Origin of the sequence: Pontibacter mucosus, assembly GCF_003054055.1 — a bacterium.
In the GTDB taxonomy this organism is placed as follows: Bacteria; Bacteroidota; Bacteroidia; order Cytophagales; family Hymenobacteraceae; genus Pontibacter; species Pontibacter mucosus.
Genome location: NZ_QBKI01000004.1, coordinates 42,013 through 62,473, shown reverse-complemented (window position 1 = coordinate 62,473; position 20,461 = coordinate 42,013). Strand labels below are relative to the sequence as shown.

Here is a 20,461-nt window from a genome sequence, read left to right as displayed (position 1 = left end):
CCTGACCCACAAGCATCACCAAGGCCAAAGCATACAGCCTTAAACCCCAATCTTATTCCCACATTTTATGAAACAACGTTTTACTCAGTTGATTGCGCAGGCATCCCAGGCAAAAAGGTACATAGCTTTGTCTGGCGTTTTCCTGTTTGCTTTAATTACAACAGTCTATTTATGGGCAGCCATTACTCCAATTACACCTGTTAATGTAAGTGCCACAGTAGACCAAGCCCAGAATGGTGCCACCCCAGGATTTGTTGGGATAGGAGATGTGGTAATAAGGGAGGAAATTGGAGGAGACTTTAATACCAGTACTTTAGTTTTAAAAGTAGAAGATAACTGGAGGTTTAATCCTAATAGTGGTACCGCTGTTTCCCTAAGAAGCAGTGGTGGAAATATTAATTCTAATAGAATTTTCAGGCCAACAATATCTACAGACAATAAAACCCTTACATTTAATATTACCTATAATAACAGTGGTAATAACACTGAAGCTATCACCATAAGCGGGATTCAGGTACAACCAATTTCAGGTGCGGTTCCTTTACCCTCTACAGGAACAGTTTTTATTGAGGGTAATGCTAATATTTCCGGGTTAGGTTCTAACACAACTGTTGCTAATCTTACAATGGCTGCTGGTGCTGCCAGAGGTTTAGCCTTCAGACAGCAGCCAACTAATACAGCTATTGGAGCAACTATAAATCCAGCACCACAGGTTGCCGTGGTAGACCAGTTTGGTAACACCGTTACGACCGGACCGGGTGCAACTGCATCAGTTGCACTTGCCATAGGTACAAACCCTGGCGGCGGCACGTTAAGCGGTACAAATCCGGTTGCTGCAGTAAATGGTGTTGCTACTTTCAGCAACCTGAGAATAGACTTACCGGGAGATGGTTACACGTTAATAGCCTCCAGCGGCACTCTTGCGCAAGCTACCAGCAATGCATTTGTAGTTAACAACCAGCGACCTACTATCACCAGCGTAACGCCTGAATGTATCTCACAAGGTGATCCTGCTACTACACTGACTATCACTGGTACCAACTTTGGCACTGGTGCTGTTGTGTTAATAAACGGCAGTGAAAGACCTGCTACAGTAGCCAGCAGAACATCCTTAACGACAACAGTTACAGAAACAGAGCTTGCCGCTGCAGGTACTCTAAGTATAGTAGTCAGAAACCCAACCGGACCGCCCCATAATGGCTTAGCATCCGAAGCTTTTTCCAAAACGGTTGTTCCGCTACTCACTCCTGGTGATGTGGCCGGAGCTGCTTCTGTTTGCGTTAACAGCACTGGAAATTACTCCATCGCAGCTGTTTCCGGGGCTACTTCTTACCAATGGACTGTAGTGTCTGGTTCGGCAACTATTACGGCTGGCGCTACTGCTGCCACCGCTACTTTATCTTTCGGAGAAGAGGCTGGCACTGTGGTATTGTCAGTTACAGCGCTCAATGCCTGTGGTAAACCTGGCGCCCCAGCCAACTTCACAGTTGCCGTTAATGCATTTCCGGTAGCTGAAATAGAGGCTAGTGGACCAGTTGAGTTCTGTGCTGAGGGTACTGTACAGTTGAATGTAACGCCTGTAGAAGGGGCATCTTACCAGTGGCAACTAAACGGCGACGATATTGAGGATGCCATAGGTACCTCGTTTGTTGCTGATGCCTCTGGTGACTACAGGGTGGTAGTAACCACAAACGGATGCGCTACCAACTCTAATGTTATCACAGTTACAGAGAATCCGCTACCAGTAGTTACACTGGCTCCTATTGAAGCTGTCTGCATAAGTGCTGCACCATTCGCATTAACAGGAGGCGATCCTGCTAATGGTAATTATTCAGGCACTGGTGTAGTGGATGGCATATTTGATCCGGCAGTAGCGGGTGTGGGAGATCATGAAATCACTTATACTTTCACTAATGGAAACGGGTGTACTAATACAGCCACTCAGACAATAATAGTAAAGGCCTTGCCTGAAGTTACAGTAAGCCCTAACACAGAGGTATGTGCAGGTGAGCGCACAACGCTTACAGCAAGTGGGGCTACTACGTACCGTTGGGAGCCTACTACTGGTATAGAAGGGCCAGCTACTGGTGCAAGTATAAATGTAAGGCCAACGGAAACCACCACCTACACGGTATATGGTACAACCGATGGCTGTGAGTCGGTGGCACAGACAGTAACAGTTGTTGTGAATCCTCTTCCGAACGTAACTATCACACCCATAGGCCCAACAGAGTTCTGCCCAGAGAACTATGTGGAGTTAGTGGTAGAAAATGTGGTTGGTTATAATTATCAGTGGTTTAGCACGGCGAGTGAGGCGCCTGTTGGCAACGCTAGCTCTTACCAGGCTACAACAACCGGAACATACTACGTTACAGTTAGAACAGATAAAGGCTGCACACTTACGTCAACGCCTATTGCAGTAAAAGTAGCGGATGTGCCTGACGAGGCTACCATTTTAGTTACAGGGTCTACTACTTTTTGTGAGGGTGGTTTCGTAAGATTCTCAGCTAATCAGGCTCCTCCAGGGCAAATCTATTTGTATCAGTGGGAGTTTAGTGAGAACGGCACTGACTTTGAGGCAATTGCTGGAGCACAAGATCGAGTTTATGAGGCAGAAGACGAGGGTTTCTATAGGGTAGTGGTAAGTAATACCAACGAAGAAGACGAAGATACTCAGCTGTGTACCAAGACATCGTTACCACAGGAGGTAACAGTATTGCCACAACCAACAGCAAACATAGTGGCCCCTGCACCTGCTGCAAGAACTATCTGTCAGAATAGTGCCGGAACCACTTCTTTTACGGTAACAGGTATCTATTCAGGCACAGATAGAGAAGCCACCTGGACTTCTAATAATGCTAACTTCACAGTGTCTGGTAGTAATGATGTGCTGGACCCTGTGACAGGCGAGGTAACCTCTACTGTTATAGTGAATGCATCGCGCCCAGGTACCGCTACTATTACACTACAAGCCCAGAATGCAACTACAGCATGTAATACAGCGACTAGTACTATCACACTGACAGTACAGCCGTTTATTGCCAATAATACTATTACAGGCACTGCGGCTTACTGTCAAAACGCTACAGCCACACCTTTAATTACAGCTGGTACTCTAAGTGGCGGCACAGGAAACTATACTTACCTTTGGGAGCAAAGTACAGATGAAACAACTTGGGGCGCAGCGGCAGGCACTAATAATGTAGCCAACTATACGCCATCTACCGCAACTGCAGGCACAATTTATTATCGCCGTACTATTATCTCTGGTACTTGCACTAGCACTAGTAATACCTTTGCCGTTACCGTAACACCAAGTATCACCGAAAACACAATTGCTGGTGTACAGGCATATTGCCAGGGTGCAGAAGCTACAGCACTAGGTGGTGCAGTTGCTGGCGGTACAGGAGCTTATACGTACCAGTGGCAGAGCAGCTCAAGTGCAACAGGTACATTTACAAATATTACTAGCGCAACAGCAGCTACCTATACACCATCTACAGCAACTGCAGGTACAGTGTATTACCGCCGTTTAGTTACTTCGGGAGAGTGTGCAAATAATGTAAGTAATGTGATTGGGGTGACCGTAACTCCAGCTATAACAGCCAATACTATCTCCGGTGCTGCTACCTACTGCCAAGGCGCCACAGCCTCTGCGCTTGGTGGAGCAGTGACAGGTGGCGTTAATGCTAAGACCTACCAGTGGCAGCAAAGCCCTAACGGCTCAGACCAGTGGACTACAGCACCGGGTACAAGCAATCAGATTAGCTACACGCCATCCACTACTACCTTGGGTACTATATACTACCGCCGTGTGGTGACTTCTGAGAACTGCTCAAGCGAAAGCAATGCAGTGGCCATAATTGTTAACTCACCGATTGCTGGCAACCAGATTTCTGGAGCACAAACTGTTTGTTCCAACTCTCCGGTGGCAGCTCTAGGCCAGGCGGCAGGTACAAGCTTGAGTGGCGGCAGTACTCCTTATACTTTCCAGTGGCAAACCAGTACTTCTGCTAGTGGTACTTTTACCAATGTGACGAATGGAACCGGAGCGAACACTGCTACTTATACTCCGGCAAGCAGATCAGTGACGTCTTCAACTACTGTATATTTCAGGAGAGTGGTGAGCGGAGGCCAGTGTGAGAGCTTTAGCGAGCCTGTAGCAGTAACTTTCACACCAGTTATAAGCAACAATACTATAACTGCTACACAGACAACTATATGTTCTGAGGGAACGCCTACTCAGATTAACGGTAGCCTGCCAACAGGTGGTACAGGTACTTATACTTACCTCTGGGAACAGCGGGTAGGCGCTAATGGTGCCTGGGTTGCCGCAGCAGGAACGAATAATGGTAGAAACTACCAGCCGGGCGCATTAACTACTACAACATCATTCAGAAGAGTTGTAAGTTCTTCACCATGTAATGCTATCACATCGCCTACAGTTACGATTACAGTAAACCCAGTGCCTACAGTAAGTTTCTCAGGACTGAATGATGGAGATATCTTCTATACTGGTGGTAGTAGCGTAACACTGACTGGTTCGCCAACAGGAGGTACATTCTCTGGTCCTGGTATAAATAACACTACTAGAACTTTCTCACCATGTGCTGCAGGCCCAGGTACACATACTATCCGCTATGCTTTCACTAACGGACAGGGCTGTACAAGTTTCGCTGAGAAGACAGTTACTGTTAGAGAGTCGCAGTACAGAGTGGTGGTGATATCTTCTCTGAAGCCTTTCTGCCAGGGTGACAATGTGAACCACGAAGCGTGGATTGTGCGTGACGCAGAGTCTATTATCTATCCATACTTAACCAATGCGAATGGAGATCCAGTGGATGCAAGTGGCAGGTTGATTGGGCCTTTAGAGTTACCGGTTGCTAACCCTAACTACCCATTCCCAGCAAATACGCCAGATATTATCAAACAAAACGCTTACAGGTACTTTAACCCGATTATCAACTTCGGTGCAAACGGGGTGCGGTTAGAGAGTGGGTTTACTTACCAGTGGACTAAGAACCAGGAGAATAATATAGGCCCTGGAACTCCAATCTTTAGTAATGCAGGTTTGTCTTCTCTGGATTATTACGCAGTTTATGTGACATCTAACACAACTGCATGCGGACCTAACTTTAACAGAAGAATATCCTCCAGAACTTATACCTCGCAGCTGTACAACTATGATATTACACTAACGGCTAACAGTAACCCGATATGCCCTGGTGATGCAGTTACATTTACAGCTAACCTCAATTCAGAGTTTCCGTTCTGGAGCAACATCAATCTGGTGTTAGAGTGGCGTATAAATGGAACCACATTCAATACCACCCGCTACTCAGGCAATGCTGATGCATTAACCTGGACGACTGTTGGTCCAAATAGGAACTTTGTACAGGGCGATGTGGTAACAATAGTGTTTACCTCTGATACAGACAGCCAAGACCCGTTAAGTGGGAACTGTGCAGGAGGCACTACCTCTACTGAGGTAACCATGAACGTCAATACTGTGCCTGCTATAACTAGCACGACAGTAAATGCTGCCTGCGTGGGTAATACAGCTACACTCTCTGTAAATGCAACGGGAACCGGCTTGACTTACCAGTGGTTCAAGCGCGCCAGCGATAATCCTAATAGTGCGGGAAGTCTATTAAGTAATGGCGGTAGAATCTCAGGTGCTACATCAGCAACGCTTAACATTGCCAGTGCTACCGCTGCAGATGCAGGCTTATACTATGTGGAGGTAAGAGGTACATGCCCACCAGTAGTGACTTCACAAAACTTGCAGCTGAATATTACACCATTGCCAACTGTCTATGATATTACCAGCAGTGCCACAAGCTACTGTGCAGGTTCAGGTGTTACGATAGGCCTAAGTGGGTCAGAGCCTAATACCACTTATAACCTTTTGAGAAATGGTACACAGGTGGCAACAGTTACAAGAACTGCGAGTCAATCAGGGGCTTTCAACTTCACCGGAAGCTTCACGGCAGGTACTTATGCTGTAAGAGCAATAACGGTAGCCAGCCAGCCTGGCAGAGCGGCCTGTCCGAGAGACATGTCTGGTTCAATAACTGTAGCAGAGAACCCGCTTCCACTTGCCATTGCAGCCACTGGCGGCAGCTATTGCGAGGTAACTACGGAATACCCAAGCTCAGGGGCTATGGTTACTATCTCTAATTCGCAAAGTGGGGTAGCATATCAGTTGCTCAATTCATCCGGACAGCTTGTGGGTAGCTCGGCAAATGGCACAGGAGGAGAAATTACACTCGGACCAGTGCTTGCCGGAACTTACAGCATTCGTGGAACCAACGGCACTACCGGCTGTACAACTACAGTAGGACAGGCAACTGTAATTGAAGATAAGCGCATAGAACCGAAAGGAGATATCATTATCACCAATGAAGCTGGGGAAGTGATTGAGTCAAAGCAACTGGAGTCAGGTAAGCTAGCCAGGTTCACGGCAAGTAACACTTTCGAGGATAACGGCGATGCTATCTCTTATACCTGGTACACTGGCGACGGCGAAGACGGTAATTGGGTAGTTGTGCCGGAAGTAAACGGGCCAGTATTGACCATACAATCGATACCAGGCGGTACATTCGCTGTAAGAGTGGATGTGGTCGCCGATGAAAGTGCTTGCTATACGGTTTATGCAGGAAGGTATACAACAGTGCCTGCAGTTCCCCTCCCGGTAGAGATCATTTACTTCACGGCGGCCAAGCAGGGTAACAACGTGCTGCTGGAGTGGGCTACGGCTTCTGAGGAGAACAACACCGGCTTCGAGGTGCAGGTGTCGCAGGACGGCTTCAACTTCCGCAAGCTGGACTTCGTGCCGACCAAGAATGGCAACACTGTTATCAAGCAGGTGTACCAGTACAACGATAAGGAGAACGGCAAGCGCGGCACCCGCTACTACCGCCTGAAGCAGATTGATGAAGATGGCAGGTTCGAGTATTTCACTACCAAGGCTGTAACCTTCAGTGAGGTGGCCAGCAAGGTGAAAGCCTTCCCGAACCCATTCACCACGAAGATTACCCTGGACATTGCTGCCGAGAACAGCGGGCAGGTGCAGGTAACCATGTGGAACGCCGTCGGCCGTCAGTTGATGGAGCAGACCGTGGTGGTGGAAGAGGGCTTCAACACGGTGAATCTTGACATCAGGGGTGACCTGCCACACGGTGTGTACTTCCTCCGGGTTTACCTGGACGGCAAGATGCACCAGATTAAGATGCTGAGAGAATAAGAACATTAATAGGGTTTAAAGCTGAAAGAGCCGGGTATTTTACCCGGCTCTTTTGCGTTTTTATGAAAATATTTTGACACAATTTAACATAGGATAAACGATTATATTGTTTATTTAATATATACCATTTATGGTATGGTTTTGTAGTGTATCTATTGGAATGATTACACTATAACTTACCTGTTTATTGTTTTAACATAATTAAATATCAGTGCAATTTATAATTGGGTTAGTTAAAAAATTAACTCCTTCTATATATACTGTATCACTTTTTTGCTTTATACTTGTCTCGTTAAATAGACTGTTTCTGTAATTATTAAGTAAAATTTTCAGGCAATTCAGGTAGCCCAGCCATAGCCAAATGGTGTAACAAAGTATGGAAATGCCTCACTGCCAGGCTCTCCAACAGGTAGCACCCAAAGCTGGAAATAACCCGATTTAAAATAGCACGCCCAAAAGCGTGGGTGGAATGCTATTGCCTAAAAATTTCAGCAAAAACTGATACACACAACCAACTGAATACAACCAAAAACCCTTTAAACCCCTTTTTATGAAACAAATTTTTACTCGTTCTGCCTGTTTGTTCTGGGCTTTGCTGCTGGCTGCTGTTTTTAGTAGTGGGACTGCGGTTGGGCAGTTTTCAGAAATACAGAATTTTAATAATACTACAAAAGGTGATGTAAGCGGTACAGGTTTTCAACTAATTATATTACCTGATGCAGGTAGCAACCCTCCTACTTATGATAACACAAAGTATTTTGAGATTGCTACAGATGGTGGTGAAACTATAAATAATGTCAGTACTGGGAATGCTGCGTGGATTGAGGCTACTCCTGGTGTCGGTAACAATGGCACAAACAACCGTCAGTACAATGGCTTAATTAAGCTCACTAATGGTTTTGTCTTTAGAAAAGGGTATACCTATAAAGCTACTTTGAAAGCCAAAAGTGGTACTGGTACAGGTGGTAATAAGTCTGCATCCTCAGGACAAATCACTTTGGTGACATCTGCTGACCCTAATTTTACTAATATGACGGGCACTGTGTCGCATGGAGCAAATGTTAATGTTAACTCTTCGAGTTATTCAACCAAAAGCTTTCAATTTAGCGGAAACGTGCTTCAGACTCCTGAACAAGTTATATATGTAGGTTTTAGATTACATACATCTACTGACAATAAATCATGGATGTACGTAGATGACATTGTCATCACAGAAGAGTCCTGCCCTGCAAATATTACTGTTCCTACTGTTGGCATCTCCACGGCTCCACCTGCATGTGGCTCAGGACAAGCTGTATTAAGTGCCTCGGGAGCTAATGCTACAGCAGGTGAAACATATAGATGGTATGCATCCCAAGCTGATTATAACAATGGTGTACATATTCCAAATCAAACAGGAGCTACTTTAACAATTCCATCTTTAGGCGAAACGACTACATACTATACTACTGTTGCTACTGCAGCAGGCTGCGAAAGCAGTCCAAGATCAGTTACTGTTACTGTTAATCAACTTCCGGCAACACCCGGTTCCATTACAGGTAATTCTAGTGTTTGTGTAGGCACGGAGGGTGTTGTTTATTCCGTGCCTCAGGTAACAGGTGTAACCTACAACTGGCTAGTTCCTACTGGAGCAAGCATAGTTAGCGGAGCAAATACTAATACTATTACTGTAAACTTTACTAATTCTGCACAGTCTGGTCAAGTATCAGTAGCAGCTGTTAGTGCTCAAGGTTGCCATAGTGCAACTAGGGCAAGTATGCAAGTTACGGTAAATCCTCTTCCTCCGGCTAGCATAACGGCAAATGGCCCCACGTCCTACTGTCCGGCTACAGCGGCTAGTAGAACTAACTTGTCTGTAGCTACAGACCCAGCTTATGCTTACCAATGGTACAGAGATGGTGTGGAAATTCCGGGCGCTACCAGATTTAACCACACACCATCTGAAACAGGTGCCTACATAGTTAAGGTCACAAATTCGAATGGATGTAGCACAACATCTAATCCGGTAAATATGGTGCTGCAGGAGGTCTTAACATCTAACGGGTCTATAAATTTAGTTGGACAGACAACTGTAGAACCCGGAAAGCAAGCAACTTATCAGGTGTTCTCCGATATGCAGAATAGGGGCGATGCACAGTCCTTTAGATGGTACATGATAAGAAATGGCTTAGAAACAGTAGTTGGTGGAAATTCAGAAATATTGGAGATTCCAAGCGTGCCTAATGAGGAGTTCTACTTAAGATGCGACATCACACCAATCTCAGGCGTATGTTATGATCCAACCCCACTACGAATTGAGACAACTCCTATCAACCCCCTCCCGGTAGAAATCATCTACTTCACGGCGGTCAAGCAGGGGAACAACGTGCTGCTGGAGTGGGCCACGGCCTCTGAGGAGAACAACACCGGCTTTGAGGTGCAGGTGTCTCAGGATGGCTTCAACTTCCGCAAGCTGGACTTCGTGCCGACCAGGAACGGCAACACCGTTATCAAGCAGGTTTATACTTTCAAAGACACCGAAAACGGCAAGTATGGCACGCGCTATTACCGCCTCAAGCAAATAGACATGGATGGTCAATTCGAGTATTTCACCACCAAGGCCGTGAGCTTTGGCGAGGTGAGCAACTACAGCCTGAAGGCTTTCCCGAACCCGTTTGAGAGCGAGGTGAACCTGGAACTGAACGCAGACGAGTCGGGCAAACTGAACGTGCAGGTGCTGGACGCCATGGGCAGGTCCGTTATGACACAGCAATTCGAGGTGAGCAAAGGCCGCTCGCTGGAGAAGATAATATTATGGCAGTCGCTGCCGAAAGGAATCTATTTTGTAAGAACTGAAATGAATGGCCAGGCCAATAATTTCAAGCTTTTGAAGAAATAGAGTAATAGGGTTTAAAGAAAAAGAGCCGGGGTACTAGCCCGGCTTTTTGCATTTATGGACTTCTGAAAAGTATAAATGTCAACTAGCTGTCTGCAAGGCGCTGCAAAGTATGGGCATGAAAAGATAGCCAAAGTATAAAATGCGATTCTGGTAAAGTATAGCCTCTCCTGATGCCAACTTAGCTTCATCCTCAGCCGTTTAAACAAAGCACACTAAGTATACACGCACATGGAACAGGAGCAAACCACGCTACTTAAAGATTACCCGATACAGGAGAAAGGGGCATACTTTTGCGCTTTGGCAAGTATGGCCTCGGCCGACGGGCACGCCTCAGACGAGGAACTGGAATTTTTATACATGATGGGGGAGGCGGCAGAACTGCCCGAGAACCTGCGGCAGGAGGTGGAGGCAGTAGCCAAGAACCCCTCCCAGATAAGCCTGCAAAAGTGCCTGGACGTGCTGAAGTCCAGTCCGCTCCGTTTTTCGCTCATCACGGATATCATCAGTTTTGCCAAGTCCGACGGCCAGTATACGCCCGAAGAAAAGAAGCATATAGAAGACATGGCCACCTACCTGGGCGTGGACCAGAAGCAGTACAGCATCCTGGAGGATTACGTGCAAAAGGCCGACCAAGCACAACAGCAAGGCGAGGACCCAACGTCGCAGAGCTTCCTGAACAAGAATGGTTTCGGCGATACGTTTAAGAATGCCGGTATCTCTCCGCAGATGGTACAGGGCATGCTGGGTATACTGGCGCCTCTTGTAATTGCCAATATGATGGGCGGCCGTCGGAGCAAGCGCTATGGTGGCGGTATGATGGGCGGTATGCTTGGCGGACTATTGGGAAGCGGTATGATGGGTGGCGGCAGGTACCGAAGCGGCGGAGGCATGGGCTCCCTGATATCTATTCTTGGCGGGCTGAACGGCCGCAAAGGCTACAGCAGCATGGGCTCCGGCGGGCTGGGTAGTTTATTAGGAGGCATACTTGGAGGAGGCAAGCGCCGCGGAGGGTGGTAAATTTTGAAGTATAAAGTCGTGATTAATCCCCCTCTGTTCACTTAGAAATTCCCCTCCTTGGAGGGGTAGGGGTGGGTTTACACCTTCATGATTGTTTTAAATCAACCCGAGCTATAAAGTATGAGAGGGATGGCACATTTGTCTCTCTCATACTTTTATACTTTACTCCAGCTCCAGTTTTATAAAACGGCGCAAATCCTCTTCGCGCAGCAGGCCACGCACTTGCTTATCGGCAATGATGAAGGTGGGCACTGCCGTGATACGGGTCTCATAAGCTTGCTTCAACTCCTGCGCGTGTACCGCTTTATACTTTCGTGTCTCCAGCGCCTGCCGGTAAGCCGCCTCGTCCAGCCCTATTTCTTTTGCCAGTTTTACCAGCACCGCTATATCTCCAATATCCTGCTCCTCCTGGAAAAAAGCTGTGAACAGGCGGTGCGTGTAGGCTTCTCCCAGCCCCTGCTCTTTGGCAAATTGGTAGCCCTCAAACGCCAGGTGCGTGTAGGGTTGCGGCGATACCTTGGGCAGTACAATCGGCACGTTCAGTTGTTTGGCCATAGGGTACACAGAGTTGGCCCAGGTAGTTTGCAGGTAATCCTCCTCGGGTTTTAGCGTGGGGGTAGGGTAAGGGCGCAGCTCGAAGGGCATCCATTCCACCTGCACCTTGTCTTCCAGCCCTTTTAGCGCCCGCTCCAGCACCACCTCGCCCAGAAAGCAGTAAGGGCACACATAGTCGGAGTATACTTTTATCTGTAACATCGGATTTATACTTTGTTAAATCTATCAACCGCTCTCCCTGTGTTAAGGTTACTGGTCCTGTAGCGCGCATCCAGAATTTTAGTAGATTGTGCGGTAAATCCATACGTTGAAAATGCTGAAGCACACCTACCTCGCGCTGCTCCTGGCCTTGGGACTTTCGTCCTGCCAGTCGCAACCGCAAAGCACTACTACGGCCAGCCTGCCGGAGCAGCAAACGAAATCTTTATATTATTATCCGGGTCCGGGAGAGGATTGGGAGCGGAAAAGCCCTGAGGAGGTAGGCCTGGATGCGGCCAAACTACAGAAGGCCGTGGAGTGGGCGAAGCAGCAGGAAACCACGCAAATGGAGAAGGATTTCTCCACGCAGAAAGAGATTTTCGGGGAGCCGCTGGGGCCACTCCCCGCTACCAGGGCTAGTACCAATGGCATCATCCTGAAAGACGGCTATATTGTGGCGGAGTGGGGCGATACCAAAGCCGCGGACCCCACCTACAGTGTGGCCAAAAGTTTTCTGTCTACCATACTTGGTTTGGCTCTGGATAAGGGAATTATTCAAAGTATAAACGACCCCGTGGCGAAGTATGCGCAGGACGGAGGGTATGAGTCGGAGCACAACAGCAAGGTTACCTGGGCGCACCATGCCCACCAAACCAGCGAGTGGGAGGGCGAACTGTGGGGTAAGAAACATGATTTTGTTGGGAAGGAAGCCTTTGGCCGTGGGGAGCGTAAACCACGCGAGCTGCAGGAGCCGGGCACCTTCTACGAGTATAACGATACGCGTATCAATCGTTTTGCCCTTTCTTTGCTGCGGGTGTGGGAGAAACCGCTGCCGCAGGTGCTCAAAGACGAAATCATGGACCCCATCGGTGCTTCCCAAACCTGGCAATGGGTGTCTTACCGCAATTCTACAGCAATGGTAAACGGCCAGCAGATGCCCTCGGTGAGCGGCGGCACGCGTTGGGGCGGCGGCCTCTGGATAAGCACCCGCGACGAGGCACGCTTCGGGTACCTGTTCCTGCGCAACGGCCGCTGGAAAGATAAGCAGCTGGTAGCGGAGGAATGGGTGAAGGAAGCAACTTCGCCAGGCCCCATAAAGGCAGACTACGGCTACCTGTGGTGGCTTAACCCGGAAGGCAAAGCTTGGCCCGATGCCCCAGCTACGAGTTACGCTGCCTTAGGTGCCGGCCAAAATACCGTGTGGGTAGACCCCGAGCATAACCTTGTGATAGTATGGCGCTGGCATGATGGCAAGCAGAACGAGTTGTTCAAGCGCGTGCTGGAGGCGGTGAAGTAATTGTGGGTTGTTGATTGATCATGGCGCGAGCGTCCACGCTCGTGACCTACTATAGTGGGGCCTCTGGCCCCTTTACATTTTATACTTTACAACGTTGGGTCCGTATTAATTGGCATGTCTGAAAAGTATAAAATTCATCCGGATGGCACATTCTTCGTCACACTAACAGTTGTTGGCTGGATTGACATTTTTACCAGAAGAGAATATGCCGATGAAGTAGTTGCAAACCTCAATTACTGCAGCAAGCAAAAGGGCCTAAGGATTTATAGCTACTGTCTTATGCCCAGCCATTTGTATATAATTTGTTCTGCAGAGAGGGGCAACCTAAGTGATATACTACGTGATTTTAAAAGCTATACAGCAAAGCGTATCATCAACTTAATTGAGAACAATCCGATGGAAAGCAGAAAGGAGTGGTTATTACACTTGTTTCGCTTTTTTAAACAAAGTATTAGGCACAATAAAGAATTCCAGTTTTGGCAGCAGCACAACCATCCCATAGACTTAACTGATACAAAGATATTCCAGCAGAAGATAGACTATATTGAACAAAATCCTGTGGTAGCGGGCTTGGTAACAGATGCTGCTTATTATACTTTTAGTAGTGCCAATCCGGACAGTGATTTAAATTTGGCAGAAGTATAAATCATAACAGGGCCAGAGGCCCCTGCTATACTTAGACACGAGCGAGGACGCTCGCGCCATACTTGACTTAATTGAAGGAAAAAGGGCTGCTCCGGATGGGGCAGCCCTTTTTTATACTTCATACTTACGCCTGTTAGTGGCGGCAAGTGCAGTGCTCACCGGCGATACCCTCAAAGCGGGTGTCGGTGCCTTCGTGCCAGTCAAACGCGGTGGCGTACTTGTCGTTCTCCCACCAGAACTTGCCCGGTTGCTTGTTGTAGTTGCCGATTTCAGCCATGGTGGCGGCATCGTACAGGCGACCGTTCACCATCGTATACTTCACCTGCTCCGAGTTCTGGATATTCTCCAGCGGGTTGGCGTCCAGTACGATGAGGTCAGCCAGCTTGCCGGTTTCCAGGGAACCAAGCTCGTGGCCCATGCCGATGTACTCAGCTCCGTTCAGCGTGGCAGCGCGCAGGGCTTCGTGGTTCGTCATACCGCCTTGCTGCAGCATCCACAGTTCCCAGTGGGCTCCCAAGCCTTGCAACTGGCCGTGTGCACCTAGGTTCACTTTTACGCCATTATCCGTCAGAGCTTTGGCTGCACGGGAGGTAGCGAAGTAGCCATTCTCATACTCCTCGTCCGGCACTTGCGTCACGAAGCGGGCGCGACCGTCGATGACAGAGCGTGGCGTAAACTTGAGCAGACGGTCTTTCTCCCATACATTGGTTTTCTGGTACCAGTAGTACTCGCCGTTGGTGGCACCGTAGTTTACAATCAGCGTTGGTGTATAGCCTACCTTGGAGGCTTTCCACAGCTCCAGCACGTCTTTGTAAAGCGGGGCTACCGGAATGTTGTGCTCCACGCCGGTGTGTCCGTCCAGAATCATGGTCATGTTGTGGAAGAAGGTAGAACCGCCCTCCGGGTACACGCTCATGTCCAGCTCGCGCGCTGCCTGAATTACCTGCTGGCGCTGCTCACGGCGTGGCTGGTTGTAGCTCTTCACCGAGAAACCACCCACGGCTTTGATGCGGCGCAGGTGCGAACGGGCATCGTCGAGGCTGTTGATTACGGCTTTAAAGTTGCCGTCGGCACCGTAGAGAATCGTACCGGTAGAGTAGATACGCGGCCCTACCATTGCGCCCGACTTCACGGCCTCCGACTGGCTGAACACCATTTCGGTCGTAGAAGATGGGTCGTGGGTGGTGGTAACGCCATAAGCCAGGTTGGCAAAGTAGGACCACTGTTTCTGCGGGCTCATGCCCAGGCGGAAGGTGCCCAGGTGCGCGTGCACGTCCACCAGGCCCGGCATAATGGTTTTGCCGGCAGCGTCAATCACTTTCGCGTCAGTTGGCACATTGATGCCTTTGCCCACCGCCACAATGCGGTTGCCGTCCACTACAATCGTTCCGCCTTCAATCACCTCATCGCCCTTCATGGTGATGATGCGGGCGTTGGTAAAGGCCACTTTGCCTTGTGGGATGTCGGTCTTCAGCTCCAGGCCAATCTTAGTGCCTGTCGTATCGATGGCAGGCAGTTCTTCCGGCGCGCCTTCTACAAACTTGAAGCGGTTTTTCAGGTCGTTGGAGAAGTACTCGTCGCCCAGCACCCAGTTAATCTTCTTGCTGTCAGCTGACCAGTGGATGCTCGTGCCGGCGTCGCGGGTGAAGCGGGCTACCGGAACAGCCTTCGAGTCGGCGCTCAGGTCCGCGCCGGAACCGTTGGCCGTAAACGGTGCGATGTAACCGTTGAACAGCTCCACAAAGCCAATCCACTTGTTGTCCGGGCTTGGGTAGAATTGGTCGGTATACTTGGATGTATAGTGCGTCTGCTCATTTTTGCCGTTCAGGTCGATGCTCTTGAAGGCATACTTGCCATCCTGGTAGCCGGTGTAGAAAATACGGTCAGAAGTGGCGTTGAACTGCGGGTTGGAGCCGCGCTCCTGCACCAGCGTAGCCTTGCCACCATCGGCCGGCATGTAGAAAATACCTTTTTCCTTACCGTGCGCGTAACCCATGTGGTTGTTGCCGCCCTCTTTGCTGTAGACGATATACTTTCCGTTCGGAGAGAACTTAGGCGAAGTATAAAAGCCTTTCTCATAAGTCAGCTTCGTCGGCTTGGCGTTCTTCTTGCGGATATCGAGCTTGTAGAGGCCACCGAAGTTGTCGTCGTGCCAGGTAGCGTACACAATGTGCTTGCCATCCGGAGAGAAGGAAGGATAGAACTCAAACTCCTGGCTCTTGGTGATGCGCTCCGGCTTGCCGTTTGGCAGCTCTTTCTTGTAGATGTAGCCTGCCGCGTTAAACACCAGCGTCTTGCCATCCGGCGAGGTCACGGCGTGGCGAATCGCCTTGGCCGTAAACTTATCCGGCGAAACGCCGCCGTTCTTGCTGTGCTCGTGGCGCACAATGTCGGTAATGTAGTGGGTGGTTGAGGCCTCAAACGGAATATTGGAAACCTGCTTGGAGGCAACATCTACTTTGTTGATTTTACCATCGGCCCAGAACACGATGTGCTTGTTATCCGGAGTCCAGGAGAAGTAAGGGTATACGCCGAAAATGGCCCAGGCTTCCTGCTGGTCGTGGCTCAGCTTGTCGTAAACCGGCCACTCTTCGCCGGTTTTCAGGTCGTGCACAAACAGCACCGACTTGGTACGTACGCGGCGCACGAAGGCAATCTGCTTGCCGTCGCGGCTTACGACAGGGCGTACGGAGCCACCGTTGCCGGTTACCACGTTCTCAATCTCGCCTGTGTTGCGGTCCACGCGGCGAATCACGTAAATCTGCCCGTTCGGGTCTTTGTTATACTCAAAGTTTGAGCCACCACTCATGTCCTCTGAGAAGTACACATACTTGCCGTCCGGCGACACAAACGGCTCCCCGGCATCCTGCTGGTCGTTTTTGCGCTTAGTCAGCTGCACGCCCGTGCCGCCCGTGCGATGGTACATCCACATCTCACCAGCTCCCAAAGAGCGGGTGTTGGTAAAGTGCTTGCGCGCCACGATAAACTCTCCATCCGGTGTCCAGACGGCGTTGTTGAGCAGGCGGAAGTTTTCGTTGGTAATTTGCCTGGCATCAGAGCCGTCGCGCTTCATCACCCAGATGTTATCGCCACCACCTGCATCAGAGGTAAAGGAAATATACTTGCCGTCGGGGCTGAAGCGGGGCTGCACCTCATACGGGCGTCCTGTTCGCAACACTTTGGCTTTGCCCCCTGAGATAGGCATGATGTAGATATCGCCCAGCATGTCGAATACGATCTCTTTGCCGTCCGGGCTCACATCCACGCTCATCCAGGTGCCTTCGTTGGTGGTGATGGTGACTTCCTTCTGTGGGCCGTGTGCGGCATCCACTTTCCATTTAGCGTCTTCTTTTTTGGAGTCCTGAGCATGAGCCGCGCCGAAAGGGAGAGCAAGCGCCGCAGCCAGTACCATACCCAGGTAGGTACGTTTCATCATTAGTAGATTGAAGATTAGTTGGTTTCAGCACGTAATTTAAGCATTCAGAGTCACAAAGGGAAGTGTAGCCAGATAGGAGTTTAAACTATAAACAGATTTCCTATATTCTGAGCACCCTATCCGACGGAAAAGGAGTACAAACTGGGGGATAGGTTACGTGTTACAACAAAGTTAAGCTCAACAAAAAGGGCAGAGCAGTAAGGAGAAAGCATGAATTTAGGCGGAAATACAGTACTGATAACAGGGGGCGCCACTGGCATTGGTTTTGCCCTGGCCGAGCGCTTTCTGAAAGCAGGAAGTGAAGTGATTATTTGTGGCAGGAGGGAAGATAAGCTGCAGGAAGCCCGGCAGAAGCACCCGGCGCTGCACATCCGGGTGTGTGATGTGGCCGAGGAAGCGCAACGCCTGGAATTGTTCGAATGGGCCACGAAGGCATTTCCAAAGCTGAATGTACTGGTCAACAACGCGGGCATCCAGCGGAGGGGAAGCTTTTTGGAGGACCGGGAGCCCTGGTCGGTGCGGAGGCAGGAGATTGCTATCAATGTGGAGGCGCCGATTCACCTCTCCGCGCTGTTTATCCCGCATCTGCAGCAACAGGAGCGGGCCGCTATCCTCAACGTGTCCTCCGGGCTGGCGTTTACCCCGGGCACGTTTGCCTCGGTATATAGTGCCACCAAAGCCGCGATTCACTCCTTTACCATGACGCTGCGGCATGAGTTGGCCCACACAAGTATAAACGTCATCGAAATTGTGCCGCCCGCCGTGGATACCGACCTGGGAGGAGTAGGCATTCATACCATGGGTGTACCGGTAGATGAGTTCACCGATAGCATTATGAAACGCATGGCAGCCGGCGAGCTGGAAGTGGGCTATGGCCGGTCGGAGAAGGCGCGCTTGGCCAGCCGGGAGGAGATAGACGAAATGGTGCGGATTATGAGCAATTCGTAATATAAGTAGGCGATGAGCTGGGGCTATTTCTCATCGCCTGTTCAGGTTACAACGAAGGAAACTTAGGCTGCATTTCAGCGCCCTGCAACTGTTTCAGGGCCTGGGCAGCCGTGTGCACCGGCAGTTGGCAGGTTCTGTTATAACAGACATACACCGTTGTTTTTCCGTTGATGGCGGTTCTGTGCTCCAGCAGCGGAATGTTTGTATTGCCTGCCCCTTCTGCGCCAGCGAGTATGATGTTTGGGGTGTAGAAGGAGGTAAGCTCGGCGCGCATCTCCGGTGCCTCCGGACCCACAATCACCACTTCGGCGGTAGGTGTGAGCTTATGAAAGTATAAAGAAGCCCAGTTGCCCATGTGCGAGGGTTCCTTCAGCAGCAGCTCCTTCACGCTGGCCAGCATGTCGTCGGAGAGGGAAGTATAACGCTCCTCATCAAAGTATAAACCGAGCAGGTGCAGGTTGGTGGCCATCACCGAATTAGACGACGGAACCACATTGTCCAAAATCTCCTTCTTGCGGGCTATCAGTTGCTCGGCTGTCTTATCAGTGTAAAAGAACAAACCTTCTGTCTCATCAAAGAAATTTTCCAAGGTATAATCGGTCAGGCGCCTGGCCCCCAGCAGCCACTGCTCCTCAAACGTTACCTCATACAGGCGCAGCAGCGCCCGTATCAGAAAAGCGTAATCATCCAGAAACCCGTCTACGCTCGCCTTGCCGGCCTTGTAAGTATGGTAGAGCTTATCACCTTTTTTCAGGTTGGCAAGTATAAACCGCGCGTTTTGGAGGGCCAGCTCCAGGAAATGCTTGTTGCCGAACACCAGGTAAGCATCCGCAAGCCCTTTCAGCATCAGCGCGTTCCAGGAGGTCAGCACCTTGTCGTCCAGCGCCGGGCGCACGCGGTGGGCACGTACCTCCATCAGTTTCTCCTTCCAGGTGGTTACCATCTCCTCCAGCACATCCTGCTCCAGCTCGTTCTCTTTGGCAAACTTCTCGTCGGGGATGCGGCGGTGCAGGATGTTACGGCCGTGCTCAAAGTTGCCCGTCACGGTGGCGTGGTAGTACTTGGAGAAAAGCGGTTCCTCGTCGCCCAGCAGGTCCTGCAGCTCATCCTTGGTAAACGTATAAAACCGGCCTTCCTCGCCTTCGCTGTCGGCATCGAGGGAGGAGTAGAAGCCGCCCTCTTCGCTCATCAGCTCGCGCTCCAGAAAGCCGATGGTCTGGTACACCACATCATGGTACAGCGACTCCCGGGTGGCCTGGTAAGCTTCGGCGTATAAACTGACTAACTGGGCATTGTCGTAAAGCATCTTCTCGAAGTGCGGCACCAGCCACTCCTCATCCACCGAGTAGCGCGCAAAGCCACCGCCAACCTGGTCATAGATGCCGCCATAGGCCATCTCACGCAGGGTAAGGTTGATGTGGTTGAGGATGGTTTGGTCGCTGGTGTGGTGGTGGTAGCGCAGCAGGAAGAGGTAGTTGACAGGCATCGGAAACTTGGGCGCGCCACCCAGGCCGCCATACTTTTTGTCAAAGTTCCTGCTCAGGTTATGCCCAATCAGCTTGAAGTCATCCTCACGCACATGGTAGTTCTTTTGCTGCAGGCCATACTTTGCCAGTTCGTTCTGGTTCAGGTGCTGGGCAAACTGCTCCGCCGACTCGTCCAGTTCCTGCCTGTGGCTGGTGTATGCTTCGGCAATGCTGTCAAGCAGCTCTTTCCACTGCTTGGGCGGGAAATAGGTGCCCCCGTAAAACGGTTTTGCCTCCGGAGTCAGGAACACATTCAGCGGCCAGCCGCCCTGCAGGCCCATCGCGCTGATGGCGTCCATGTACACGGCATCCACATCCGGGCGCTCCTCCCGGTCCACTTTTATGCAGACAAAGTGCCTGTTCATGAGCTCGGCTATACTTTTATGCTCAAAGGCTTCGCGCTCCATCACGTGGCACCAGTGGCAGGCGGCATAGCCTATACTTACCAAGATAGGCTTGTCCTCCTGCTTTGCCTTCTGCAGCGCCTCCTCGCCCCAGGGGTACCAGTCCACCGGGTTATGGGCGTGCTGCAGCAAGTAGGGGCTGCTCTCGTGTATCAGTCTGTTGGGTTTCTTGTTTCCTGTCATGGCTCTAAGGGTTAAGCGGGAGGCACAGCGGCTTGGCTATACTTTAGCAAGGCCGGAAAGTATAGACTTTATACGTTGCAGGAGTATGGTAGCAAAGTATAAATAGACTATCGTAGAAACGTCTGTGG

General features: G+C 50.1%; 9 protein-coding genes and 1 pseudogene. 7 read left to right on the top strand and 3 right to left on the bottom strand.

Annotated features, from left to right (window positions below):
- Positions 1-67 precede the first annotated feature (67 nt).
- The 4 genes and pseudogenes from C8N40_RS08940 to C8N40_RS08930 all read left to right on the top strand — a co-directional run bounded on the left by C8N40_RS08940 (position 68) and on the right by C8N40_RS08930 (position 11,141).
- Positions 68-7,246 carry a T9SS type A sorting domain-containing protein gene (locus C8N40_RS08940; RefSeq protein WP_108211448.1) on the top strand — a complete coding sequence of 2,393 codons (7,179 nt, stop codon included), beginning with the start codon at positions 68-70 and terminating at the stop codon, positions 7,244-7,246.
- A 550-nt stretch (positions 7,247-7,796) separates the two neighbouring features.
- A pseudogene (locus tag C8N40_RS23425) lies at positions 7,797-9,011 on the top strand (Ig-like domain-containing protein); the annotation flags it as partial.
- A gap of 387 nt (positions 9,012-9,398) precedes the next feature.
- Entirely contained in the window at positions 9,399-10,124 is a 726-nt protein-coding gene (locus C8N40_RS22625) for a T9SS type A sorting domain-containing protein (RefSeq protein ID WP_211318068.1), read from the top strand.
- 228 nt (positions 10,125-10,352) lie between these two features.
- Positions 10,353-11,141: a TerB family tellurite resistance protein gene (locus C8N40_RS08930; RefSeq protein ID WP_108211446.1), complete on the top strand. Its 789-nt coding sequence runs from the start codon at positions 10,353-10,355 to the stop codon at positions 11,139-11,141.
- 162 nt (positions 11,142-11,303) lie between these two features.
- On the opposite strand, the gene C8N40_RS08925 is transcribed toward C8N40_RS08930, so the two are convergent.
- Complete coding sequence (locus C8N40_RS08925; protein WP_108211445.1) at positions 11,304-11,897, bottom strand: DsbA family oxidoreductase; 594 nt, start codon at positions 11,895-11,897, stop codon at positions 11,304-11,306.
- Positions 11,898-12,009: 112 nt separating this feature from the next.
- On the opposite strand from C8N40_RS08925, the gene C8N40_RS08920 reads away from it, so the two are divergent.
- Positions 12,010-13,191 carry a serine hydrolase domain-containing protein gene (locus tag C8N40_RS08920; RefSeq protein WP_108211444.1) on the top strand — a complete coding sequence of 394 codons (1,182 nt, stop codon included), beginning with the start codon at positions 12,010-12,012 and terminating at the stop codon, positions 13,189-13,191.
- Between the two features lie 114 nt (positions 13,192-13,305).
- On the top strand, positions 13,306-13,836 hold the full coding sequence (locus C8N40_RS08915; protein WP_108211443.1) for an REP-associated tyrosine transposase: 531 nt from the start codon (positions 13,306-13,308) through the stop codon (positions 13,834-13,836).
- Positions 13,837-13,969: 133 nt separating this feature from the next.
- On the opposite strand, the gene C8N40_RS08910 is transcribed toward C8N40_RS08915, so the two are convergent.
- Positions 13,970-17,272, bottom strand: a complete 3,303-nt coding sequence (locus C8N40_RS08910; protein ID WP_425440656.1) for an amidohydrolase family protein — start codon at positions 17,270-17,272, stop codon at positions 13,970-13,972.
- A 210-nt stretch (positions 17,273-17,482) separates the two neighbouring features.
- Here C8N40_RS08910 and C8N40_RS08905 point away from each other — a divergent pair, with 210 nt between their 5' ends.
- Positions 17,483-18,220 carry an SDR family oxidoreductase gene (locus C8N40_RS08905; RefSeq protein WP_108211442.1) on the top strand — a complete coding sequence of 246 codons (738 nt, stop codon included), beginning with the start codon at positions 17,483-17,485 and terminating at the stop codon, positions 18,218-18,220.
- A gap of 46 nt (positions 18,221-18,266) precedes the next feature.
- On the opposite strand, the gene C8N40_RS08900 is transcribed toward C8N40_RS08905, so the two are convergent.
- Positions 18,267-20,333, bottom strand: coding sequence for a thioredoxin domain-containing protein (locus C8N40_RS08900; protein WP_108211441.1), 2,067 nt, complete (start codon positions 20,331-20,333; stop codon positions 18,267-18,269).
- Between the last annotated feature and the right edge of the window lie 128 nt (positions 20,334-20,461).